Origin of the sequence: Limimaricola sp., assembly GCF_016125575.1 — a bacterium.
GTDB lineage: Bacteria > Pseudomonadota > Alphaproteobacteria > Rhodobacterales > Rhodobacteraceae > WGLM01.
In genome coordinates, this window is sequence record NZ_WGLM01000005.1 from 807513 (window position 1) to 831845 (window position 24333).

18 protein-coding genes and 1 tRNA gene are annotated in these 24333 nt (G+C 67.1%); 12 read left to right on the forward strand and 7 right to left on the reverse strand.

Translation table 11 applies throughout. The features are described 5' to 3' along the window. Positions 1-23 precede the first annotated feature (23 nt). On the reverse strand, positions 24-1109 hold the full coding sequence (locus GC146_RS15450) for an Mrp/NBP35 family ATP-binding protein (RefSeq protein WP_291840619.1): 1086 nt from the start codon (positions 1107-1109) through the stop codon (positions 24-26). Between the two features lie 263 nt (positions 1110-1372). Between GC146_RS15450 and GC146_RS15455 the strand changes: the two genes are divergently transcribed. After that, on the forward strand, positions 1373-1603 hold the full coding sequence (locus tag GC146_RS15455) for a DUF1127 domain-containing protein (protein WP_291840621.1): 231 nt from the start codon (positions 1373-1375) through the stop codon (positions 1601-1603). A 490-nt stretch (positions 1604-2093) separates the two neighbouring features. Here the strand turns inward: GC146_RS15455 and GC146_RS15460 are convergent, their stop codons facing one another. Both GC146_RS15460 and GC146_RS15465 read right to left on the reverse strand, forming a co-directional pair. Continuing rightward, a complete protein-coding gene (locus GC146_RS15460) occupies positions 2094-3923 on the reverse strand; it encodes a hypothetical protein (RefSeq protein ID WP_291840624.1) in 1830 nt (609 codons plus the stop codon). 72 nt (positions 3924-3995) lie between these two features. Further along, a complete protein-coding gene (locus GC146_RS15465; RefSeq protein WP_291840626.1) occupies positions 3996-4448 on the reverse strand; it encodes an Lrp/AsnC family transcriptional regulator in 453 nt (150 codons plus the stop codon). A gap of 74 nt (positions 4449-4522) precedes the next feature. On the opposite strand from GC146_RS15465, the gene GC146_RS15470 reads away from it, so the two are divergent. Then, entirely contained in the window at positions 4523-5122 is a 600-nt protein-coding gene (locus GC146_RS15470; RefSeq protein WP_291840629.1) for a LysE family translocator, read from the forward strand. Positions 5123-5194: 72 nt separating this feature from the next. On the opposite strand, the gene GC146_RS15475 is transcribed toward GC146_RS15470, so the two are convergent. Next, complete coding sequence (locus GC146_RS15475; protein ID WP_291840631.1) at positions 5195-7660, reverse strand: UvrD-helicase domain-containing protein; 2466 nt, start codon at positions 7658-7660, stop codon at positions 5195-5197. A gap of 184 nt (positions 7661-7844) precedes the next feature. On the opposite strand from GC146_RS15475, the gene GC146_RS15480 reads away from it, so the two are divergent. From GC146_RS15480 to GC146_RS15500, 5 genes are all read left to right on the forward strand, one after another. After that, positions 7845-8282, forward strand: coding sequence for a CHRD domain-containing protein (locus tag GC146_RS15480; RefSeq protein ID WP_291840635.1), 438 nt, complete (start codon positions 7845-7847; stop codon positions 8280-8282). 153 nt (positions 8283-8435) lie between these two features. After that, on the forward strand, positions 8436-11879 hold the full coding sequence (gene pyc, locus GC146_RS15485; protein WP_291840638.1) for a pyruvate carboxylase: 3444 nt from the start codon (positions 8436-8438) through the stop codon (positions 11877-11879). 201 nt (positions 11880-12080) lie between these two features. Then, entirely contained in the window at positions 12081-12464 is a 384-nt protein-coding gene (locus GC146_RS15490; RefSeq protein ID WP_291840641.1) for a VOC family protein, read from the forward strand. Between the two features lie 3 nt (positions 12465-12467). Then, positions 12468-13283: a phosphodiesterase gene (locus GC146_RS15495; RefSeq protein WP_291840643.1), complete on the forward strand. Its 816-nt coding sequence runs from the start codon at positions 12468-12470 to the stop codon at positions 13281-13283. A gap of 91 nt (positions 13284-13374) precedes the next feature. Beyond that, a tRNA-Gly gene (locus GC146_RS15500) sits at positions 13375-13449 on the forward strand. A 106-nt stretch (positions 13450-13555) separates the two neighbouring features. On the opposite strand, the gene GC146_RS15505 is transcribed toward GC146_RS15500, so the two are convergent. Next, complete coding sequence (locus tag GC146_RS15505; RefSeq protein ID WP_291840646.1) at positions 13556-14455, reverse strand: alpha/beta hydrolase; 900 nt, start codon at positions 14453-14455, stop codon at positions 13556-13558. Between the two features lie 129 nt (positions 14456-14584). Here GC146_RS15505 and GC146_RS15510 point away from each other — a divergent pair, with 129 nt between their 5' ends. The 4 genes from GC146_RS15510 to GC146_RS15525 all read left to right on the forward strand — a co-directional run bounded on the left by GC146_RS15510 (position 14585) and on the right by GC146_RS15525 (position 21060). Then, positions 14585-15778, forward strand: coding sequence for an iron-containing alcohol dehydrogenase (locus GC146_RS15510; RefSeq protein WP_291840648.1), 1194 nt, complete (start codon positions 14585-14587; stop codon positions 15776-15778). 112 nt (positions 15779-15890) lie between these two features. After that, positions 15891-16955: an efflux RND transporter periplasmic adaptor subunit gene (locus GC146_RS15515; protein WP_291840650.1), complete on the forward strand. Its 1065-nt coding sequence runs from the start codon at positions 15891-15893 to the stop codon at positions 16953-16955. After that, the gene (locus GC146_RS15520; protein ID WP_291840654.1) at positions 16952-18004 is read left to right on the forward strand and encodes an efflux RND transporter periplasmic adaptor subunit; all 1053 of its coding nucleotides are present in this window, start codon (positions 16952-16954) and stop codon (positions 18002-18004) included. The genes GC146_RS15515 and GC146_RS15520 overlap by 4 nt, the downstream gene beginning before the upstream one ends. Further along, positions 18001-21060 (forward strand): efflux RND transporter permease subunit, encoded by a 3060-nt coding sequence (locus tag GC146_RS15525; protein WP_291840657.1) that lies wholly within the window; start codon positions 18001-18003, stop codon positions 21058-21060. The genes GC146_RS15520 and GC146_RS15525 overlap by 4 nt, the downstream gene beginning before the upstream one ends. Before the next feature lie 10 nt (positions 21061-21070). Here the strand turns inward: GC146_RS15525 and GC146_RS15530 are convergent, their stop codons facing one another. Continuing rightward, positions 21071-22228, reverse strand: coding sequence for a glycine cleavage T C-terminal barrel domain-containing protein (locus GC146_RS15530; RefSeq protein ID WP_291840660.1), 1158 nt, complete (start codon positions 22226-22228; stop codon positions 21071-21073). 126 nt (positions 22229-22354) lie between these two features. Between GC146_RS15530 and GC146_RS15535 the strand changes: the two genes are divergently transcribed. Then, complete coding sequence (locus GC146_RS15535) at positions 22355-23245, forward strand: LysR substrate-binding domain-containing protein (RefSeq protein WP_291840663.1); 891 nt, start codon at positions 22355-22357, stop codon at positions 23243-23245. On the opposite strand, the gene GC146_RS15540 is transcribed toward GC146_RS15535, so the two are convergent. Next, positions 23242-24330 (reverse strand): Gfo/Idh/MocA family oxidoreductase, encoded by a 1089-nt coding sequence (locus GC146_RS15540; RefSeq protein WP_291840666.1) that lies wholly within the window; start codon positions 24328-24330, stop codon positions 23242-23244. The two genes, GC146_RS15535 and GC146_RS15540, sit on opposite strands and share 4 nt — an antisense overlap. Positions 24331-24333: the final 3 nt, after the last annotated feature.

The following is a 24333-nucleotide window of genomic DNA, read 5'->3' on the forward strand; positions in this document are numbered from 1 at the left end:
CGGAAAATCCCGTGCGTGGGCGCTCAGCCCATGCCGCCGTCGATCAGGCGACGCGCAAGGCGGCCAAAGGCTTCGGCCATCGGCCCCTCGCCCGCGGCGACAGGTGTGCCGGCGTCACCCGAAAGCCGGGTTGGCAGGTCAAGCGGCAACTCGCCCAGGAATGGCACACCGATGCGCTGCGCCTCTGCCGCCACGCCACCATGGCCAAAGATATGTTCCTCATGCCCGCAATTGGGACAGATGTAAGTCGACATGTTCTCGATGAGGCCGAGGATCGGCGTCTTGAGCGTATTGAACATGTCGATTGCCTTGCGCGCATCCAGCAGCGCCACGTCCTGTGGCGTGCTGACGACGATGGCGCCGGTCAGCTGCGTGCGCTGGCACAGTGTCAGCTGCACGTCGCCCGTGCCCGGCGGCAAGTCCACCAGCAGCACGTCAAGCTTGCCCCACGCCACCTGCCCCAGCATCTGCTGCAGCGCGCCCATCAGCATCGGGCCGCGCCAGATCACCGCCTTGGCGGGGTCGAGCATCAGGCCGATCGACATCATCGTCACGCCATGCGCCTGCAGCGGGATGATGGTCTTGCCGTCGGGGCTGGCCGGGCGATCGCTGACGCCCATCATGCGCGGCTGCGAGGGGCCATAGATGTCCGCGTCCAGCAGGCCCACCTTGCGGCCCGCCCGCGCCAGCGCCACGGCAAGGTTGGCCGAGACGGTGGATTTGCCCACGCCGCCCTTGCCCGACGCGATGGCGATGATCCGGTCGACGCCGGCCACCGGCTCGGGGCCGGCCTGCGGCGTGGGGTGGCGGCCGATGGACAGATTTGGCGGGGCTGACGGGCGGGGTGCAGCGGCCTTTGCGGGGCCATGGGCCGTCAACACCGCCGAGACAGAGGTGACACCCGGCAATGCCGCAACTGCCGCCTCGGCCGCCTGCCGGGCGCCTTCCAGCGCGCGGGCCTGTTCGGGGCTGGGTGCCTCGATCACGAAGCGGACGGTGCCGTTGTCGTAAGACAGTGCACGGACAAGATCGCGCCCGACCAGATCGCCGCCATCCGGCAGTTCGATTCGCTTCAGCGCCGCCAGCACCTGTTCCTGCGTCACAGCCATGTCTCACCCTCCACACTTCGCAATCTGCCTGCGTTCGCGGCAACACTTGTCAGGTTTTCGGCAAAGGACAAGGGCAGGCCGGACGCCAGCACAGTTATATGACGATTGCTTGAAAATAGGTCAGCATTGCGTATGCAATTGCTGCATGGCAGCGTTGCGGCCTCGACTATTGTGCAGGTGCAGCATTCGCCTATCTTGGTTCCCGAGAGCGCTAACACGAACAAGCGCCAGATGCCGAGAGCAGAGAAAGTAGAGAGACCAAGATGGCTTATGCAACTGATATTCGCAGCGCCGGTCGCAGCTTCGGGGCCACGATCCTCGAGCGTGTCGCCGCGCTTCGCGCCGCCTGGAACGACCGCGCCGCCAAGGCGAAGGTTTACCGCACCACGATCGCCGAACTGGCCAGCCTGAATGACCGCGACCTTGCCGATCTGGGGATTTCCCGGATCCAGATCGCGGACATCGCCCGGCAGGCCGCCTACGGCGAGAACTGACGGATTTCGGCCGCCCCTCCTCCTCCCTCGGGGCGCGCCGATGACGACGATCTGCGGAAACCTCCTCCCTTCCGCGGGTCGCAAGACAAGGCGGCGGCACCGATCCTCCTCCCCGGTGCCGCCTGCCTGAAACGGAATACGGGCCTTCCTCCTCCTCCCTGAGGGTCCGTGAAGACAGGCAGTACGGCCTACCTCCTCCCGGGCCACGCTGCTTGACGATGTGACGGCCGACCTCCTCCCCGGTCCGTCGCGGAACGGATCGGCGGCACCCACCTCCTCCCGGGTGCCGCCGTCCACCCGAATAGAATACGGGCCTTCGACCTCCTCCCCGAGGGTCCGGCAAGACAGGCAGCAAGGCTCACCTCCTCCCGGGCCGATCTGCCTGAGCATGTGACGGTCGACCTCCTCCCCGGCCGGACACAACAATAAGCGGCGGCGCCCACCTCCTCCCGGGCGTTGCCGTCTTATTTTCAGACGCAAGTTTTCAGGGTCAGGGCTGCGCGCAGGTGCAGGCATCGACCCGGGCACGGGTCAGGGACGCCTCCATCGCCGCCAGATGCTGGTCGAGCCGGTCATACCGGCCGCGCATGCCGGTGAAATAGGCGGCCGCCTCCATCCATGCGGTGGCCTCGTCCGCCTGATCGGCAAGTTCAGAAATGACGGCAAGGTCATATGCCGCTTCCAGCATCACGACGGTGCCCATCACGGCACCGACCGCGTTGGCCCGCGCCGCAAGCGCCTCACCCGCCACAGCACCATGCGTCAGGCTGGTCAGCACGTTCAGCATACCCCCCACGAAGGTCGAGCCGGCAAGACTGGCCACTTCTGCCTGCGGATCGGTCGGCGGCGGCAGATCCAGCGCATCGAGCCCCTGCCGCACCGCTTGACCCCAGTAGAAAGCCGCGCTGTCGGCTTGGGCGGCAAGCCTGCCCAGCGTGGCACCACGGCGGGCCAGCGTGGCCCGCGCGGCCCGGATCGCGGCGATATCCTCGTCAAAGGCGCTGCCGGGACGGCAACTGGCATGTACCGCCAGCATGGGAAGTGCGACGCGCACCGCGGCAAGACTGCCGATGCCCGTCTCCTCGCCGCGCATCCACGCGTCGGTGCCCTGCCCTGCGATGACCGCCTGCAACTGCTCGCGCACCGTCGCCAGTGGCAAATAGCCGTTGGCGGTGTCGGGGCGAAGTGCCGCCTGATCCAAACTGCGCGCCGTGACAGCCGGCGACAGCGGTTCGCCCGGCAGAGCCGCGATGCGATCGGTCAGGCGGGCCAGTTCCTCGCGCGCCTGCATCAGCGTGCCGGCCATGCCGTCAAGCCGGTTGACCCCCTGACGCAAGGCCTCGCGGCAGCGGCGGAACCGCAATGTCCAGCGGTCGTCGACTTGAAGCGCGGGACGATCGGGCAGGTCGACGACAAGGCGCGCGGCAATATCGGCGGTCAGCGCCTCGTCCGCGTCCCAGCCGCGGCTGGGCGGACCGACCAACAGCACCACCTCGGCCGTCCCGTCCTGAAGGGCTACCTCGCAAGTCAGGGCCGGGCTACCGGAACAGCCGGACGTGTCACTTCGCAGCGCTAGGTCGGACACGAAGGTAAGCGTTGCATGATCAGCCTGCGCCGCGCCTACGTTGCTCGCGCGGAAGATCACGCGAGTCAGGGCCTGTGCCGCGGGCGTGTCCGGCAACGGCACCGGGAGCGGTCCCATCTCGGGCTGCCACGCGGCCTGATGCGTCAGGGTGAAAGCGGCGTTGGGCCGGGACGGTTCCAGAAACCGGCGAGAGACCAGCTCCGGCAGGCGTGCGACACCCTCAAGGCCCTGCGGATAATAGGGGATCGCGGCATCGTGCAGGATCTCCATAATGGCGTCATGAGTCTCGATCAGATCGGCAAGCTGGCTGATTGTGTCAGGAGCCGGGGTGCCCGGCGCGGCCTCGGCCCGGCGAAGTTCCGCACGAAGGCGCAACAAAGCGGCATGATGATGGTCGAAAAAACCGCTGGCATCGGGCAGGTCCAGTGGTACCTGCGGTGGACAGGGCGCCGCACCGGCAAGGTCCATGCAGATGTCGCGCACCGGAACGAAGTGCGTCATCTCGTCGTAAAGGCGACGCTGCGCCGACCCCGGCGCAAAGGCGGCAATGAATGCATCGGGCACAAGGATGTCTGACCAGCCGGGCGGAATGCCGGGCATCGCACCGCTTGACAGCATCTCGGTCATCATGGCCACGTCGGTGGCAAGGCTGCCGGTTTCGGACAAGAGTAGGTCGTCGGCCCGCGCCGGAGCGAGAGAAAGCCAGAAAAGGCAAACCGCTAGGAAATGACGCATTGGCCGCTCATCCGGCTATAATGAGCAGGACCATAAACCAGTTTCGCCATTTCGCCAAACGGCCGCTTCAGGTCAGCCGCGCTGGTCCTTGGAGGTTCCCATCACCATGTGGCTGGTGATCGCACGGACATGCGGCACGGTGCCCAGGATATCGGTGTGAAATGCCTTGTAGGCGGCGAGATCCGTCACTTCGACGCGCAGCAGGTATTCGAAAGCACCGGCGATGTTATGACATTCGGCCACTTCATCGGCCCGGGCCATTGCGCGTTCAAAGCCTTCCTGCGCGGCCTTGGTATGTTCGGCCAGCCCCACCATCACATAAACGACAAAGGCGCGCCCGGTCTGGCCCGGGTCAAGCCGTGCGCGGTATCCGCGGATGACTCCGCGGCGTTCCAACTCCTGCACCCGGCGCAGGCAGGCCGAGGGCGAGAGGCCCACCTTCTCGGCCAGCGCAAGGTTGCTGATCCGTCCGTCGCGGGTGAGCTCACGCAATATCCTGCGGCTGATGTCGTCGATCATGGTCATGGATTGCAGCAATAGCGCGTTCAGGCGCAACTTGGCAATTTCATTGCGCCCGCCGCGGTGGATGATTGCGCACCATGACACCACAAATTCTCTATGCCCTCGCCGGCTTTTGCTTCGTTTCGTCGATCACGCCGGGGCCCAATAACATGATGCTTCTGGCCTCGGGGGCGAATTTCGGCCTGCGCCGCAGCCTGCCGCACATGCTGGGCGTCGCGCTGGGATTTACCCTGATGATCGTGCTGGTCGGGCTTGGGCTGATGCAGGTCTTCGTGGCCTTTCCGCTGGCGCATGACCTGTTGAAGGCGGCCAGCGTCGTCTACCTGCTATGGCTGGCGTGGAAGATCGGCAGCGCCGCGCCCGCCCCACCAGAGGCCGCCGAGACCGGGCGCCGCCCGATGAGTTTCCTGCAGGCCGTGGCGTTTCAATGGGTCAACCCCAAGGCCTGGGCGATGGCGCTGACCGCGCTGTCGGCCTACGTGCCCGCGGAAACGCTGCTGCTGGTGGCGATGGTCGCGGGGCTTTTCGGGGCCATCAACCTGCCCTGCATCGCCAGCTGGACCATCCTTGGCCAGCAGATGCGCCGGTTTCTGACCTCGCCCGCCCGGCTGCGCGCCTTCAACATCACCATGGCGCTGGGGCTGGTGGCGACACTGGCACCGATCCTCAGCCACTGAGGCGACGGCCCTTCATCTTGGCAGCAAATACCTCCGCCGGAGGCATCCGGGGCCGGCACGGCCCCGGGCCACTCAGAACGGAATATCATCAGCCAGATTGGCTGGGGTCACGAAGCGCGCGACGACATGCTTGGTGCCGGCCTTGTCGAAGGCGATCTGCAGCTTGTCGCCCTCGATCCCCTCGATCAGGCCGTAGCCGAATTTCTGGTGAAACACCCGCTCACCCACCGAAAAGGCCGACACCGCCTCGGCATCAATCGTGATGTGGCGGGCTTCGGACGGTTGCGCCATGCCGCGTGCCCCGGCCCCGCGCGCCTGCAATCTGCGCCAGCCGGGGGAATTGTAGACGTCGGCCTTGGCGACACGCTCGTTCAACTCCGAGGCGCGCGCCATGCCCATGCTGGGCGAGGCGCTGGCGGCCATTCCCGCCGCGCCATAGCCACCACCATAAAGGCCCGGCGGCGTCAGCACCTCGACGTGATCCTCCGGCAGTTCGTCGATAAACCGCGAAGGTAGCTGGCTTTGCCACTGGCCATAAACCCGGCGGTTGGCGGCGAAGCTGATCGTGCAGATTTCCTCGGCGCGGGTGATGCCGACATAGGCCAGCCGCCGTTCCTCTTCGAGGCCCTTCAGGCCGCTTTCGTCCATGCTGCGCTGGCTGGGAAACAGGCCATCCTCCCAGCCGGGCAGGAACACGGCGGGAAACTCCAGCCCCTTGGCGGCGTGTAGCGTCATGACACTGACCTTAGGCTCGTCCGCCTCGGCCTCGTTATCCATGATCAGCGCGACGTGTTCGAGGAACCCTTGCAGGTTGTCGAAGTTCTCCAGCGCCTTGACCAGTTCCTTGAGGTTTTCCAGCCGGCCCGGCGCCTCGGGCGTCTTGTCGGCCTGCCACATGCCGGTATAGCCGCTCTCGTCCAGAATCATCTCGGCCAGTTCGACATGGGTGTCGGCCTCGGCCAGCACCTGCGCGTGCCAGCGGTCGATCCCGTCGACCAGCTCGGCCAACGCCGCCAGGCCCTTGCCGCCTAATAGCCGCCCCTCCACGACCAGTCGCGCGCCCTCGTGCAGCGACACGCCGTTGTCGCGCGCCGTGCGCTGGATTGTCTGCACCGCCTTGTCGCCCAGCCCGCGCTTGGGCGTGTTGACGATACGCTCGAACGCCAGATCGTCGGTGGGGCTGACCGCGAGGCGGAAATAGGCCATCGCGTCGCGCACTTCGAGGCGTTCGTAAAAGCGCGGGCCGCCGATGACGCGATAGGGCAGACCGATAGTCAGGAACCTATCCTCGAAGGCGCGCATCTGGTGGCTGGCGCGCACGAGGATCGCCATTCCGTCAAGCGACATGGGCGCCATCCCCCGCGTGCCGCGCTGCATCGCCTCGATCTCTTCGCCGATCCAGCGCGCCTCTTCCTCGCCGTCCCAATGACCGATCAGGCGGACCTTTTCGCCCTCTTCCAGATCGGTAAACAGCGTCTTGCCCAGCCGCCCCTTGTTGGCGGCAATCACGCCAGAGGCGGCAGCAAGGATATGCGGGGTAGAGCGGTAGTTCTGTTCCAGCCGCACCACGACCGCGCCGGGAAAATCCTTTTCGAACCGGAGGATGTTGCCCACCTCGGCGCCGCGCCAGCCATAAATCGACTGGTCGTCGTCGCCAACGCAACAGATGTTCTTGTGCCCACCGGCCAGCAAGCGCAGCCACAGGTATTGGGCGACGTTGGTATCCTGGTATTCGTCGACGAGGATATAGCGGAACCAGCGGCGGTATTGCGCCAGCACGTCGTCATGTTTCTGGAAGATCGTGACCATGTGCAGCAGCAGGTCACCGAAATCGACCGCGTTGAGGTCCAAGAGACGGCGCTGGTATTCCCTGGCAATTTTGATGAAGGACACAAAGTCTTTGTATTCTGGGAGCTTGGCGCCAGTTTGGATTGCGTGTCGCATTTCCGCATCTGACCACAACACACCCAATTCGATGTCCTCAGATTTCGGCGCATCGAATGGAGAGCGGGCCCTATTTTTCCACCCATCGACGACACCGATAAGCATCCGGGGCGGCCAACGTTTTTGGTCGATGTTGTATATTTCCAAATGTTGTTTGAGCAGGCGGATCTGGTCGTCGGTGTCCAGAATCGTGAAGTTGGACTTCAGCCCGGCCAGTTCGGCATGGCGGCGCAACAGCTTCACGCAGATCGCGTGAAAGGTGCCCAGCCACGGCATCCCCTCCACAGCCTCGCCCATCAGGCGACCGACGCGGGTCTTCATCTCACGCGCGGCCTTGTTGGTGAAGGTCACCGCCAGGATCTCGTTCGGGCGCGCCTTGCCGCTGGCCAGAAGGTGGACGATGCGGGTTGTCAGCGCCTTGGTCTTGCCGGTGCCCGCGCCCGCCAGCATCAGCACCGGGCCATCCAGCGCCTCGACCGCCTGCCGCTGCGCGGGGTTGAGATCGGCAAGGTAGGGCGCGGCGCGGCCCGCCATCGCGCGGGCCGACAGAGGCACGGCGGCCTCGAAGGCGTCTTCTTCGGAAAAACTGCTCATGCCCGCCAATCTAGCGCCGATGCGCCCGGCGCGAAAGGTTGTTCGTGCAATGTTCCGTCCGCCTGTTTCAATCGCCCACGTTTTCGTGGGGTGGCTGGCCGGGACGTGCAACGGCTCTACCTTTCCTGCCAGCGGCTTGGCCATTCCGGCCCGGCCCATCAGTCATGACCCAGGGAGATTGCCAATGCTGACCCGTCTCACCCTTGCCGCCGCGATCGCGATGTCGTTCGCGCAGGCCGCTTCGGCCGAAATGATGAACTGGAGCGCGACGCTCGACCAAGCTCAGGAAACCTCTGTCGACACCGCCGTGATGGACGCCAAGGGCTCGGCCACGGGCACGCTCGACACCGATACCGGCGTAATGACCTGGAACATCACCTTCGAGGGCCTCTCGGGCGATGCCACGGGCATGCATTTCCACGGCCCCGCCGCCAAGGGCGCCGATGCCGGCGTCGCCGTGAACATCGGCGACATTTCCGGCCTGACCAGCCCCTCGGCCGGGCAGGCAACGCTGACCGCCGACCAGATGAAGCAGGTCGAGGACGGGATGTGGTACATCAACATCCACACCTCCGCCAACGTGAAAGGCGAGATCCGCGGCCAGGTTATGCCCGCGATGTAATCGCCCCGGCGCGCGCCGGAACCCGGCCCGGCGCGCGCACCCCGTTTCCCGCCCCCGACCACGTGCGAGGGCCGGAAAACCTGCCCCTTTTACCGTTGCCGCCGTCACGGAATCTTCATACCGTTGCTGCAACTGCGAAAAGGGGCTTCTTCGATGACCGAGTTCCGCAAGATCCTCGTCGCCAATCGCGGCGAGATTGCGATCCGCGTGATGCGCGCGGCCAACGAGATGGGCAAGAAAACCGTCGCCGTCTTCGCCGAGGAGGACAAGCTGGGCCTGCACCGCTTCAAGGCGGACGAGGCCTACCGGATCGGCGAAGGGCTGGGCCCCGTGGCGGCCTATCTCAGCATCCCCGAGATCATCCGCGTGGCCAAGATGGCAGGCGCGGATGCGATCCATCCCGGCTACGGCCTCTTGTCGGAAAATCCTGATTTCGTTGATGCCTGCACCGCCGCGGGCATCGCCTTCATCGGCCCCAAGGCGCAAACGATGCGCGAACTTGGCGACAAGGCCAGCGCCCGGCGCGTGGCGATCGAGGCCGGCGTGCCGGTCATCCCCGCCACCGAGGTGCTGGGCGAGGATATGGACCTGATCCGCAAACAGGCGGCCGAGGTGGGTTATCCCCTCATGCTCAAGGCTAGTTGGGGCGGCGGCGGGCGCGGGATGCGCCCGATCCTGAACGAAGACGAATTGTCCGAGAAGGTCCGCGAGGGCCGGCGCGAGGCCGAGGCCGCCTTCGGCAACGGCGAGGGTTACCTTGAAAAGATGATCCAGCGCGCGCGCCATGTCGAGGTGCAGATCCTGGGCGACAAGCAAGGCAACATCTACCACCTGTGGGAGCGGGACTGTTCCGTCCAGCGACGCAACCAGAAGGTGGTGGAACGCGCGCCCGCGCCCTACCTCTCGCCCGCACAGCGCGAGCAGTTGTGCAACCTCGGCCGCAAGATCTGCGCGCATGTGAATTACGAATGCGCCGGCACGGTCGAGTTCCTGATGGACATGGATTCTGGCAATTTCTACTTCATCGAGGTGAACCCCCGCGTGCAGGTCGAACATACCGTCACAGAAGAGGTGACCGGTATCGACATCGTGCGCGCGCAGATCCTGATCGCCGAGGGCAAGAGCCTGATGGAGGCGACCGGCTGTGCCAGCCAGTATGACGTGAAACTCGACGGTCACGCCCTGCAATGCCGGGTGACGACCGAAGATCCGCTGAACAACTTCATCCCCGATTACGGCCGCATCCAGATGTATCGCTCGGCCACCGGACCGGGCATCCGGCTGGACGGCGGCACGGCCTATTCCGGCGCGGTGATCACCCGGTTCTATGACAGTCTGCTGACCAAGGTGACGGCACGCGCGCCGACGCCGGAAATGGCGATTGCCCGGATGGACCGTGCGCTGCGCGAATTCCGCATCCGCGGCGTCAGCACGAATATCGACTTCGTCATCAACCTGCTGAAACACCCTACGTTTCTGAACAACCAGTACACGACGAAGTTCATCGACACGACGCCGGAGCTGTTCGTCTTCAAGAAGCGGCGCGACCGGGCCACGAAGATCCTGACCTACATCGCCGACATCACCGTGAACGGGCATCCGGAGGTGCAGGGCCGCCCGCGCCCGGCCGCCGACGTGCGGATGCCGCGCCCGCCGGTCAAGCCGACGACGGAGGTGCGCGACGGCACCCGCCAGATCCTTGACGAACAAGGGCCGGCCGCCGTGGCCAACTGGATGCGGTCGCAAAAGCGGTTGCTGATCACCGACACCACGATGCGCGACGGGCATCAAAGCCTGTTGGCCACCCGGATGCGCTCGATCGACATGATCGGCGCGGCGCCGGCCTATGCCACGATGATGTCCGATCTCTTCTCGGTCGAATGCTGGGGCGGCGCGACCTTCGACGTGGCCTACCGTTTCCTGCAGGAATGCCCGTGGCAGCGTCTGCGCGACATCCGCGCGGTGATGCCCAACATCATGACGCAGATGCTGCTGCGCGCCTCCAACGGCGTCGGCTACACCAATTACCCCGACAACGTGGTGGCGGCCTTCGTCAAGCAGGCCGCGGCCAGCGGCGTCGACGTCTTCCGCGTTTTCGACAGCCTAAACTGGGTTGAGAACATGCGCGTCGCGATGGACGCGGTGGTTGAGGCCAACAAGGTTTGCGAGGCGGCAATCTGCTATACCGGCGACATGCTGGACCCGGCCCGGTCCAAGTATGACCTGAAATACTATGTCGCGATGGCGAAAGAGCTGGAAAAGGCCGGCGCGCATGTTCTGGGGCTGAAGGACATGGCCGGGCTGATGAAGCCCGCCACGGCAACGGCCCTGATCGGCGCCTTGAAGGACGAGATCGGCCTGCCGATCCATTTCCACACGCATGACACCTCGGGTGCGGCGATTGCCACAGTGATGGCCGCCGCCGCGGCCGGGGTCGATGCCGTGGACGCCGCGATGGACGCGCTGTCGGGCAATACCAGCCAGCCGACGCTGGGCTCGATCGTCGAGGCCCTGAAGGGGACAGAGCGCGATACCGGGCTGGACATCGGGGCAATCCGCACGATTTCCAACTATTGGGAAAGCGTGCGCGCGCATTACCTGCCGTTCGAAAGCGGGCTGCAAGCCCCGGCCTCGGAAGTGTATCTGCACGAGATGCCGGGCGGGCAGTTCACCAACCTCAAGGCGCAGGCGCGCAGCCTCGGCCTTGAAGAGCGCTGGCACGAGGTGGCGCAAGCCTATGCCGACGTGAACATGATGTTCGGCGATATCGTGAAGGTCACGCCCTCGTCCAAGGTGGTGGGCGACATGGCGCTGATGATGGTCAGTCAGGGCCTGACCCGCGCGCAGGTCGAAGACCCGAAGGTGGACGTCGTCTTCCCGGATTCGGTCGTCGAGATGATGAAGGGCAGCCTCGGCCAGCCGCCCGGCGGTTGGCCCGCGGCGATCCAGAAGAAAATTCTGAAGGGCGAAAAGCCGATCACAGACCGCCCCGGCCAGCATCTGGCCCCGGTCGATCTGGAGGCCGCGCGCGAAGACCTGGCAAAGCAGCTGGAAGGCAAGACCGTCGATGACGAGGACCTGAACGGCTACCTGATGTATCCCAAGGTGTTTCTCGACTACATGGGCCGGCACCGCGCCTATGGCCCGGTCCGCACCCTGCCGACCAAGACGTTCTTTTACGGCATGCAGCCGGGCGAAGAGATTGCCGCCGAGATCGACCCCGGCAAGACGCTGGAGATTCGCCTGCAAGCGGTGGGCGAGACCACCGAAGAAGGCGAAGTGCGGGTGTTTTTCGAGCTGAACGGCCAGCCGCGTACCGTGCGCGTACCGAACCGCGCAGTGACCGCCAAGGCCGCCAAGCGGCCCAAGGCCGAGGCCGGCAACCCCAATCACATCGGCGCACCGATGCCGGGTGTGGTGGCGACTGTGGCGGCCCAACCGGGCAAGCCGGTGAAAGCGGGCGACCTGCTGCTGACGATTGAGGCCATGAAGATGGAGACCGGCATCCACGCCGACCGCGACGCGGTGGTCAAGGCGGTGCACGTCCACGCAGGCGGCCAGATCGACGCGAAGGATCTGTTGGTGGAATTGGAATAAGGGGTCAGTCGGCCATGCCGTCCTTGAGTCAGGAGCGCCGCGCCCGAACCGAGGGGTGGGCGAGAAGCGCCCGCCCCGTGGGGGCGGTTCGGGCGCTGCCCAAGCGGAGCTTGGGCAAGACAGGTCAGTTATCCGGGGGCTGACCGGTGGGTGGCTGGTCAGGCGTTGCAGTCACGCCCGCCACCGTGCCACATCTGGCACATGAAACTTTCCGCCCTCTCCCTTCTCGTGCCCGACCACGACGCGGCCATCGCCTTCTTCACCGGTGCCCTCGGGTTCGACCTGCTGGAAGACACCGACATGGGCGGCGGCAAGCGCTGGGTGCGCGTCGCGCCGAAGGGCGCGGAAACGGCGTTCCTGCTGGCCCGCGCGGTGGGCGATCAGGCGGCCTACATCGGCCAACAGGGCGGCGGGCGCGTCTGGCTCTTCCTCGAAACCGACGATTTCGCGCGCGATCATGCCGCGATGCAGGCCGCCGGCGTGACCTTCGAGGAAGCGCCGCGTCATGAAACCTACGGCATTGTCGCTGTATTCCGCGACCCGTGGGGCAACCGCTGGGACCTCATCGAACGGCGCGAAGGATAGGCCATGGACAAGATCCTCGTCCTGACGGACGTGCATGTGGTGCCCGAGGGCGAGACGATCATCGGGCTTGACCCCGGTGCGCGGCTGACGGCGGCGCTGGAGCATGCACTGGCCCGCCATGCCGATGCCGCGGCGCTGGTCATCATGGGCGACCTGACCCATCACGGCACCGGCGCGGAATACCACCGGCTGAAGGGCCTGCTGGCCGACCTGCCGCTGCCGGTGATCCCGATGATCGGCAACCACGACCGGCGCGCGCCGTTCCAGGCGGCCTTTCCGCAGGCGCCGCGCACGGCCGAGGGCCATGTGCAGGGCATCCTCGACCTTGCCCATCACCGGATCATCACGCTCGACACGCTTGACGGCCCGCCCTACCCGCGCGGGCACCATGCCGGGCGGCTTTGCGCCCACCGGATGGCATGGCTCGAGGCCGCGCTAGCAGGGGCCGGCGGGCGGACCTGCCTCGTCTTCGCCCATCACCCGCCCTTCCCGGTGGGGATTCCGGGGATGGACGCGATTCCATTGGCGGAGGGGGACAAACTGCTGGCGCTGCTGGCGGCGCACCGCCCGGTTCACCTCTTCTGCGGCCATGTTCACCGCACCATCTCGGGCACCACCGGCGGCGTCGGCTGGACCATGTTCAAGTCCACCTGCCATCAAGGACCGCTGGACTTGGCGACGCCTGACAGCTCGCTCTCGATCGACGAACCGGGGGCCTATGGCGTGCTGCTGCTGCCGCCCGGCGGCGTGATCGCGCACAGCGAGGACGTGCTGGCAACGCCGGCCGCAATCTCGGAACGCGCGTCGCGGCAGGGGTGACGGGCGGGTGCAATATTTGGGCCGGCAGGCGGAATTTTCCTCTTGCGGCGGCCCGCGTCTCTTTATAGATCACGCGGCACGGAAACGGAGTGCGGGCGTAGCTCAGGGGTAGAGCATAACCTTGCCAAGGTTAGGGTCGTGAGTTCGAATCTCATCGCCCGCTCCAGTTTCCAACTTCCCTCGGATTGATGGCATCACCAACGCGGTCGCGCGGGTTGGCCTGTCTGCGCGTCCAGCCGCGCGGCAGCGATGCGGTGCGTGTCCCTGCCCCCTCAGCCCTGCATATGCTGCCGCAAGTGGGCCGCGGCGGCGCGGAGAGACTGGGCGCCCTCGGGGATGCCGTCATACCATTCGAAGACGTGCCACATCTCCTCATGCACCTGCAGGTCCACCGCCACGCCGGCCCTGCGCAGGACGCCGGCCAGCCGCACCGACTGGCTGAGAAGCAGGTCTCGGGTGCCGCTCGAGATCAGGCAGGGCGGAAAGCCCGCGTCGAAGGCGCCGTGAAGCGGCGACAGCGCGGGATCGGTCAGCGCACGGCCCGCCGCGTAATGCGCCGCGGCCTGGATGCCCGCCGCCCGTGTCAGTGTCGGGTCGCGCCCCTCGTTGAAGGTCAGGCTGTCGCCCCCGCCGGATATGTCGCACCAGGGCGAGAACAGAACGGCCGCCCCCGGCAAAGGCAGCCCGGCCGCCCGCGCGCGCTGCATCACCGCAAGAACCAAGTTGCCGCCCGCGGATTCGCCCGCCATGGCCAGGGGCCGTCCCGACAGGGCGCGGTAGACGGCCATGCCATCGTCGATCGCGGCGGGATGCGGGTGTTCGGGCGCCAGACGGTAAGCCGGGGCGATCACCGGCGCGCCGGTCAGCACGGCCAGTTTCACGATCATCGGCAGATCTTCCAGCGGGCTGCCCTGCACAAAGCCGCCGCCGAACGCGTAGAACAGCGTCCAGTCTGCACAGTCGCCCGGCGGGGTGGCGCGCAGGCAGGGCACGCCGCCCAGCACCATCTCGTCCAGCGTCACGCCGGTGCCGGCAAGGATCTGCGCCTGTTGCGCCAGCGCGGCGGCCCGGCCTGCGGCGCGCAAGGCAGGCAGGTTCGCGGCACTTCGGTCGGGCGCGGCGGGAACCGTCCGGGCGATGAAACGCCGCGCCGCAGCGCTCGGCCAGTCCATAAATCCCCTCCCCGCGCCGAGCTCATGACCGGCCCGAGACTGCCGCAGGCCCGGGCCGTTTCACAAGGGGCTTTCCTGCAGCGGCCGGATGGGACTAACTGCGCCGACGAGACCGCGGGAGGATCGACGATGGACAAGGCCGACGAGGGTGCGGCACTGCTGGCGCCACAGGACTGGAGCTTTCCGGTGCCCATCGCCTATGGCCCGGGGCGGCTCTCCGAGATCGGCGCACGTTGTAAGGCGATGGGCCTGACGAACCCGCTGATCGTGACCGACCGGGGCAGCCGCGCCCTGCCCTTCATCGCTACCCTGCACGAAAACCTGCGGGCCGCGGGGCTACGTACCGACCTTTTCGCAGAAATCTCGCCCAACCCCCGCTCGGACGAGATCGGGGCGGGCGCCGATACCCTGCGCGCGGGCGCACATGACGCGATCATCGCCATCGGCGGCGGCAGCGCGATGGACGGGGGCAAGGCCATCGGGCTGACCGCGCGGTCCGACTACAGGTTGCAGGATTTCGACTATGCCGCGCCGGTGCCCGAGGTCGCGGGCACGGGGAGCTTTCCTACGCTGATCACCATTCCCACGACCGCGGGCACCGGGGCCGAGACCGAAAGCACCGCCATGGTCACCGATGTCGAGCGGGGGATGAAGTTCTGCGCATGGCACCCGCTTTACAAGCCCGCGTTGGCCCTGCTCGATCCGGCCCTGACGGTCGGGCTGCCACCGACGCTGACGGCATGGACCGGGGCCGACGCGCTGACCCATGCGATCGAGGCGTATATGGTGCCCGGCTTTCACCCGCTCTGCGATGCGATGGCGCTGGAGGCGCTGGCGCTGATCGCGCGCTGGCTGCCGGTGGTGGTGGACGAACCGGCCAACATGGCCGCGCGCGGCGGCATGCTGACCGGCTCTTGCCTTGCCGGCATCGCGTTCCTGAAGGGGCTGGGACTGGTTCACGCGATCTCGCACATGGTGGGGGCCGAGTTCGACACGCAGCACGGGCTGACCAACGCTGTAATCCTGCCGGTGGTGCTGCGGTTCAACCTGCCCGGGCAAGAGGCCAAGGTGCGCCGGATGGCCGAGGCGATGGCGCTACCGGATACCTCGGTTGACGGATTCATCCGGGCGATCGACGCGCTGCTGGACCGGATCGGCATCCCCCGGTCGCTGGCCGAGATCGGTGTGCCAGCCGATTGCGCAGAAAGGATCGCCGCCAAGGCAATGCAGGATGGCGCGTCGCGCTCCAATCCGCGGCCGGCGCGGCTTGGCGAGGTGCGCGCGCTGGTAGAAACGGCGATTGCTGGCGCACGGCCCGGCTGAGCGACCCGGCAAGCTGCCCAAAGTTCCAACAAAGCCGCCGGTACCGCCGCGGCATGCTTGATCCAAGGTCCGAATCCCCCTAGCCCTTGGAAAAGCACCGGGGAGACGGCGCATGGGAATCCTGCTTCGGGGGGCAATCGCCCTTGTTGCGCTGGCTACCGCAGCGCCGCTATGGGCGGAAACTGCCCTGCCGGTCGAGATCGTGACCGCAACCACGACCAGCCAAAGCGCCAGTTACCAGCTTGCCGGCACGATCGAGGCGCCCGACACCGTGAGCGCGGCGTTTCGGGATGGTGGCCGGGTGATCTCGGTCGCGGTTTCGGCGGGCGACAGCGTTGCGCAGGGCGACGAACTGGCCCGGGTCGATGCCAGCCAGGCCGAGGCCGCGCGCGACAGCGCCGCCGCCGCCCTTTCGGGGGCCGAAGCCGCATTGACCGAGGCGAAAACTGCGCAGGCGCGGATGCAGGCGCGGCTTGAGGGTGGCGTGGCCACGCGGGCGGAACTCGACAACGCCAACCAAGGGTTGGCGGCAGCCCAGGCCGCCCGCGATCAGGCGCAGGCGACGCTGGCCAAGGCGCAGCGCGCGGTGGATGACACCGTGCTGCGCGCGCCGCAGGATGCCATCGTCACCGCCCGCAGCCTTGAGGTGGGACAGGTAGTGGGGCCGGGCCAGGGCGTGCTGACGCTGGCCTCGCGCGACAGGCGGGTGGGTGTGTTTTACGCGCCCGACACGGTGGACGTGGACGCCTTCATCGGCGAGACGATCCGCCTCAGCCTGATCAACAAGCCCGACGTCCACCTTAGCGCCCGGGTCAGCGAGGTCTCACCGCTGGTCGATCCCAAGACCGGTACGGTCCGCGTGCGCGCAAAGATCGCCGATCCGCCAAGCGACCAGCCATTGCTGGGCGTGCCGGTGCTGGCCGAGCTGGACTACAGTCGCCCGCCCGCAATCCATCTGCCATGGGACGCCTTGACCGCCACCGCGGATGGCCCGGCAGTCTGGACCGTGGACCCCGCAACGATGCGCGCCAAGCTGACCTCCATTACCGTCGAGAGCTACAGCGAGGGTGAAATTGCCGTCGCCAGCGGCCTGTCCGATGGCGCGCTGGTGGTCGGCGCAGGCTCGCAACTGCTTTACCCGGGGCGGCTGGTGACGGCCGCGGGGGGTGCGCAATGAGCCCGCTTCGTTTCGCCGCGCTGGCGCTCTGTGCCGCCCTCTCGGCCCTGCCGGCAGTGGCCGATACGCCGCCGCGCCCGGTCGTGTCAGAAATCGTGGCGCCTGACCAGTTGCCGGTGCGCAGCTTCACCGGCGTGATCGAGGCCGAGAAAGAGGCGGTGCTGGCGTTCCAGACTGCCGGACGCGTGGCCGATCTGCCGGTCCAGACCGGCGACAGCGTGGCAGATGGCGCGGTGCTGGCCACGCTCGATCAGGTCACCTTGCAGGAAGATGTGGATGCCGCGCAGGCCGGCGTTACCTCGGCCGAGGCCAGCGCCAAGGCCGCCGCCGACAATCTCGCCCGCGTCAGCGAACTGGCCAAGCGTGGCGTGGCCAGTCAGCAGGTGCTCGACAGCGCACAGCAGGCCAATGATACGGCTGCCGCGCAGGCCCGCGCGGCGCGGGCAGATCTTGCGCGCGCGCAGAACGCGCTGGGCTTTGGCACGCTGCACGCGCCAAGCGATGGCGTGGTGCTGCAGATCGCGGTAAAGCCCGGCACGGTCGTAGGGGCAGGCTCGCCCGTTCTGACGATGGCGCTGGGCCCCGCGCGCGAGGCGGTGCTGGACGTACCGGCCGATTACCTCTCGCTGCTGCAGCCCGGGAGGAGCTTTACCGTGACCAGCCGGGTGCAGGGCGCGGCGCCGATCACCGGAACGCTGCGGCTGGTGGAACCGGTCTCTGATGCCACCACGCGCAGCCGGCGCATCCGCGTCAGCCTGCCCGGCGCAACGGCGGAATGGAAGATCGGCGCGCTGGTGCGTGCATCGCTGTCAGGCGACGCCGCGCCGGTTCTCACCCTGCCGCAAAGCGCCATCGCGGGCAGTCCCGATGCGCCATCAGTCTGGATCGTGGCGGAGGGCCGCAAGGCGCATGAGGTGCCGGTAACGCTGGGGCCCGCACTGGGCGGCCGGGTGGTGATTGCCACCGGCATAACGGTGGGCGACGAGGTGGTCGTGAAGGGCGTGCATTCGCTGACCGAGGGCCAGGCGCTGGGAGGGCGGGTGCAATGAAGGGCTTCAACCTGTCCGACTGGGCGCTGCGCCACCGCTCGATGGTGTGGTACCTGATCCTCGTCTCGCTGCTGGCGGGCACGCTGGCCTACATAGGCCTTGGCCGCGAGGAAGACCCGCCTTTTACCATCAAGACCATGGTCGTCACCGCCGCCCTGCCCGGCGCCACCGCCGAAGAGACGGTGACGCAGGTCACCGACCGGATCGAGAAGAAGCTCGAAGAGCTGCCCTCGCTCGATCATACCCGCTCTGTCACGTTTCCGGGCCGGACGCTGGTTTACGTCGATCTGCGCGACACCACGCCGGCGCCGGAGGTACGCGCGACATGGACCCGCGTCCGCCAGATGATGTCCGACATCCGGGGGCAAATGCCCTCGGAATTCGCCGGCTTCGGCTTTAACGACGATTTCGGCGATGTCTTCGGCAATATCTACGCCTTCACCTCGGACGGCTTCACCCCGCGCGAGGTGCAGGACCGGGTCGAGGATATCCGCGCGGCGGTGCTGCAACTGAAAGATGCCGGCAAGGTGGACCTGATCGGCACGCAGGACCAGCAGGTGCATATCGAGTTCTCGGTGCGCAAGCTGGCAGCCCTTGGTCTGAGCGAGCGGCAGGTGCTGGACACGCTGGCCAAGCAGAATGCCATCGTGCCGTCTGGCGTGGTGCGCACGGGAGAAGAGCAGATCCTTGTCCGCGTGACGGGCCAGTTCACCTCGCCCGCAGCACTGGCCGACACCAACCTGCGTGTGGGCGACACCTATTTCGCCCTGTCTGACGTGGCCGACGTGACGCCGGGCTACGCCGACCCGCCCAGCAGCCTTGTGCGGTTCGATGGCAAGCCGGCCTTGTCGTTGGCCATTGGCATGAGGCCGGGCGGCAATATCCTGGACTTCGGCGAAAAGCTGGACACGCTGATGACCGGAATCGCGGCCAAGCTGCCGATCGGGCTGGAGATGCACAAGGTTGCCGATCAGCCCAAGGTGGTGGCCGATTCGGTCGATCACTTCCTCAAGGCGCTGGTCGAGGCAGTGGTGATCGTGCTGGCGGTATCCTTCATTTCGCTGGGCATGCGCGCGGGCCTTGTCGTGACAATGACGATCCCGCTGGTGCTCGCGCTGACCTTTGTCTTCATGCAGATGATGGATATCGCGTTGCAGCGCATCTCGCTGGGCGCGCTGATCATCGCGCTGGGGCTGCTGGTGGATGACGCGATGATCACCATCGAAACGATGATCTCGCGGCTGGAGGCGGGCGACGGGCTGAAGAAGGCCGCAAGCCACGCCTGGACCTCCATTGCCTTCCCGATGCTGACCGGCACGCTGGTGACGGTGGCAGGCTTCATCCCGATCGGCTTCAACGGGTCGAAAGCCGGGGAATATACCAATTCGCTGTTCTGGGTGATCGCCTCGTCACTGGTGCTGAGCTGGATCGTCGCGGTCCTCTTCGCGCCGATCCTCGGCACCACGTTCCTGCCGCGGCAACTGGCCCATGCCCATGCCGGGCCGGGCCGTTTGCGCCGGGCGTTCCGCCGCGTGCTGGCCGGCGCGATGCGTGCGAAATGGCTGACCATCGCGGTGACGCTGGTGGCTTTCGGCGGCGCGGTCTTCGGCATGAAGTTCGTGGAACAACAGTTCTTTCCGACATCCGACCGACCCGAGCTGATCCTTGACGTGACACTGCGCCAGAATGCCTCGATCGCGGCGACCGATGCCGTGATGACGAAACTGGACACCTTCCTTGCCAGCCGGTCCGAGGCGGCATCATGGGCCACCTACGTCGGCCGGTCGGCGCCGCGTTTCGTCCTCGCGCTGGATCTGGGCACGCCGGGGCCCAATGCCGGGCAGATCGTCATCGTGACGCCCAGCCTGAAGGACCGCGACGCACTGAAGGCCGCGGTGGAAGACTTCTCCAAGGGGCTGACCGGGGTCGAGGTCTTCGCCAAGTATCTCGAGCTTGGCCCGCCGGTGGGCAAGCCGGTGCAGTACCGCATTTCCGGCCCCGATCCGGCGGTGCTGCGCGACCATGCGCGCGATCTGGCCGCGCTGGTGGCGGGTGATGCGCGGCTGAAAGACGTGACGCTGGACTGGAACGAACCGGCGCGGGTGGCGCGCGTGGTGCTTGACCAGGACAAGCTGCGGCAATTGGGCCTGACGCAGACGGACGTGGCCCGCGCGCTCAACGGGCTTTACGACGGGCTGAACGTGACGGAACTGCGCGATGGGCGGGTCCTGATCGACGTGCTGGCGCGCGGCGCGGGCGCCGACCGGGCCTCGCTGGCCGGGTTGCAGAGCCTGCAACTGGGCAATGCCGCGGGCGTGCCGATTCCGCTGACCAGCTTTGCCAGCCTTGAATGGACGACCGAACAGCCCGAGATCCAGCAACGCGACCGGGTGCCGACGATCACCGTCAAGGCGGCGATTTCTACCGATGCCCAGCCCGATACCATCGCCAAGGCGCTGGCCCCGAAAATTGCAGATTTCGCGGCCGCCCTGCCCGCAGGCTACAAGCTGGTGACGGGCGGCACCGTGGAAAGCTCGGCACAAAGCCAGGCACCGATCATCGCGGTGGTGCCGCTGATGCTGCTGGTCATGCTGACGCTGGTAATGGTTCAGGTGCAGGGGTTCCGGCGCATGTTCGTGGTGCTGGCCGTGGCACCGCTGGGCCTGATCGGGGTCGTGGCGGCGCTGGTGCCCTCCGGCGCGCCGCTGGGCTTTGTCGCGATTCTTGGCGTGTTGGCGCTGGTCGGCATCCTGATCCGCAACGCGATCATCCTGGTCCACGAGATCGAGGTGCTGCGCGAGGGCGGCATGGGCGCGTGGGACGCGGTGCTGGGCGCCTCGGACAGCCGCGCGCGGCCGATCCTGCTGACCGCCGCGGCTGCGAGCCTTGCCCTGATCCCGATCTCGCAAGAGGTGTTCTGGGGGCCGATGGCCTATGCGATGATGGGCGGCATCATCGCCGGCACGCTGATTACCCTGCTCTTCGCGCCGGCGCTTTATTGTGCGGTGTTCCGCGTCAGACCGGAACCGCCAGGCGAGGCCGACAGCCCCGCCTGACCGGCCCCGATCAGAGAAACGGGATCTCGCAAAGCGTGCCGCCCATCGGGCCGTCCTCGCGCAGCACCGTCACCCGGTCGCCCGGTTGCAGCGCGACCGAGACAAGGGCGAAGCCGATGTTCTGCTCCAGCCGCCACGACCAGGCGCAGTTGGTCAGGTCGCCCGCCTTGATGCCGTCGACCACGATGTCGTTCCAGCGGAAGGCGGGCGCGGCGGGCGCCCCGCCGTCAAGGCGAATGCCCAGCGAATGGCGTTTCGGCCCCTCGGCGGCGATCCGGCGCAGGGCCTGAATGCCGATGGTGTCGTCGGGCACGTGCAGGTCCACGTATTTGCCCATCCGCACCTCGAAGGGGTTGGTCTGCCCGTCGGTATCGCCGCCGTAAGAGACCAGGCCGCTTTCGATCCGCTCCACCCAGTTGGGGTTGCCGGGGCCGATGCCGTAGGGCTGGCCCGCCTCCTTCACGATGGCCCACAGTTCGGCCCCGCGGCTGGCCTCCTTGAGGTAGATCTCGAACCCGCCCTGTTTCGACCAGCCGGACCGCTGCACCGCCACGGGAATGCCGGCGATCTCGGTCTCCCTGAACCAGAAATATTTCAGGTCGCGCACCCAGTCGCCGCAGATGCTGGCCACCACGTCCTCGGCCCGCGGCCCCTGCACGGCCAGCGGCGACACGTCAGGCTCGCTGACCTCCACCCGCAGGCCGCGTTCGGCGGCGATGGCGCGGGCCCAGAACCAGATGTTGCTGTCGGCGATGGACAGCCAGTAGCGGTCCTCGTCCAGCTTCAGCAGGATCGGGTCGTTGATCAGCACGCCGTCATGGTTGCACAGCGCCACGTACTTGCCCTGCCCGACCTTGCATTTCGACAGGTCGCGGGTGGCGAGGATCTGCGCCAGCCGCCCCGCATCGGGGCCGGCAAGCTGCACTTGCCGCTCGCAGGACACGTCCCACATCGAGACGCCGTTGATCAGCCGCCAGTATTCCTCTTCCGGGTGGCCGTAGGAGGTGGGCATCAGCATGTGGTTGTAGGTGGTCATCGCCGTCACGCCTTCGGCCACCGTCGCCTCGAAGAAGGGCGAGGGGCGCAGGCGCGCGGAGGGGGAAATCTGGAACGTCGCCGGGCGCGGCAGCGCGGTGACGAGCGGTTCGGCGGGGGCGATCTGGACCATGGTGGCGACCTTCGTGAAAGCGGTGGTGGCGCGATCCTTGTGCCAAGGTGGCCCGCGCGACAAACGACACATTCGATGCCAATGACCCCGTTTTCGTTATGGCTCGGTCATGCTAACCTGCCGCGCATGGCACAGCTTCCCCCGCTGCCCTGGCTGCGCGCCTTCGAGGCCGCGGCGCGGCATCTCAGCTTTACCCATGCGGCCGCCGAACTGCACCTGACGCAGGCGGCGGTCAGCAAGCAGGTGCGCCTGCTGGAACAGGCGCTGGGTGCGCCACTGTTCGAACGCGGGCCGCGAAGCCTGACGCTGACCAAGGTGGGCGCGGCCTATGTGCCCAAGCTGCGCGATGCCTTCGCACGGCTGGCCGAGGGCACCGAGGAGGTGTTTGGCACCCGGCGCGCGCGCGTTCTGACGGTGCGGGTGGCCACCAGTTTCGCCGTGACATGGCTGGCCCCGCGCCTGCCGCGCTGGCGCGACGCGCATCCGGGCCGGGCGCTGAGGCTGGTCTCCAGCGTCTGGAACGAGGGCAGCGACAAGGACCGCTACGACCTCGACATCCGCTATGGCACCGGCCCCTGGCCCGGCTTTCGCAGCGACCGGCTGACCTGGGAGGTGCTGGAGCCGCTTTGCCTGCCCGATCTCGTAACCACGCCCGAGGACATCGCGGGCCAATGCCTGCTGCACGTGCTGGGCTACGAAGAGGGCTGGGGGCGCTGGCTGGCCACGGCGGGGGTGTCGGCGCAGGGGCCGGGGCTGCAAGTGGATACCTCGCTGATGGCCTTCGCACTGGCCGAGGCGGGGGTGGGCGTGGCGCTGGGCCGCTCGTCGATGACGACGGGCGCGCTGGCGGGCGGACGGCTGGTGCGCCCGCTCGACCTTGGGGTGCCGGTGGCCGAGGCGTTTCACCTGCTTTTGCCCGAGGCGGGCGGCGCCCACCCCGACGCGGGCGCCTTCCGCGCATGGCTTTTGTCCGAGGCCGAGGCCGACCCAGTGAACGTGGTCAACCGCGGCGGCTAAAGCGTGACGGCCTGCCCGGTGCGGGCCGATTCCTGCGCCGCAAGGCCTATGGCTACCGCCATCGCGCCGTCATGCAGCGTGACCTCCGGCGTGCCCTCGCCCCGCACGACGGCCGCGAATTTCTGGTGCTGGTAGAAGGTCGAGCCGTTGTGGTCGCCCGCGGCGAGCAGCGCCGGATCCACCGGGATCTCGCGCATTTCGGGGCCCTTCGGGTGACGCGGGCTGACGATCAACTGCGCGGTGGGCGGCTCGCCAAGGTGCGGCGGCCAGAACCGCCCCGGTCCGGGCACCAGCGCCTCGATCTTGCCGGTGGGGCCGACCGCGCTGATTTCCTCCTGATAGCGCGAGCCTTCGGCGAACATGCACAGCTCCAGCATGGCCCGCGCGCCGTTGGCGAAATCGACGATGACATAGGCATTGTCCCAGATGTCAGGGGTCCGGTCGTCGTAGGTCTCGTCAAGGTGGTTCACAGCCTGTCCGGCGCTGGCCATCACGCGCACCGGGTCCGACCGCAGCACCAGCCGCATCAGGTCGAAGAAATGGCAGCATTTCTCCACCAGCGTGCCGCCGGTATTGGCGTTGAAGCGGTTCCAGTCGCCGATCTTGGGCAGGAAGGGAAAGCGATGTTCGCGGATCGTGAACATCCGGATGCCGCCCGTCGCGGCCTCGGCCTGCGCGATCAGCGCGGCGACGGGGGGCATGTAGCGGTATTCCATCGCCACCCAGACCGGCGCCGGATAGGTTTTCGCGAATTCGGCGACCCAGGCCGCCTGCGCGGGATCGGTATAAAGTGGCTTTTCCACCAGCACCGGGCGCGGAGCGCTGGCCGCGATCTGCTGCAATTGCGGGACATGCAGGAAGTTGGGGCTGGCGATGACCAGCGCATCCAGATCGTCGCGCGCCAGCAGCGCCTCGAACGAGGCCATCACCTCGGCGCCACCCGCCAGCGCGGCGGCCTGCCGTGCCAGGTCATCGACCGGGTCAAAGACGGCGGCGACGCGCGCCTCCGGCAGCAGCGCAATGTTGCGGACGTGCTCTTGCGCCATCATCCCGCAGCCGATCAGGCCATAGTTGATCTTCTTCAATTT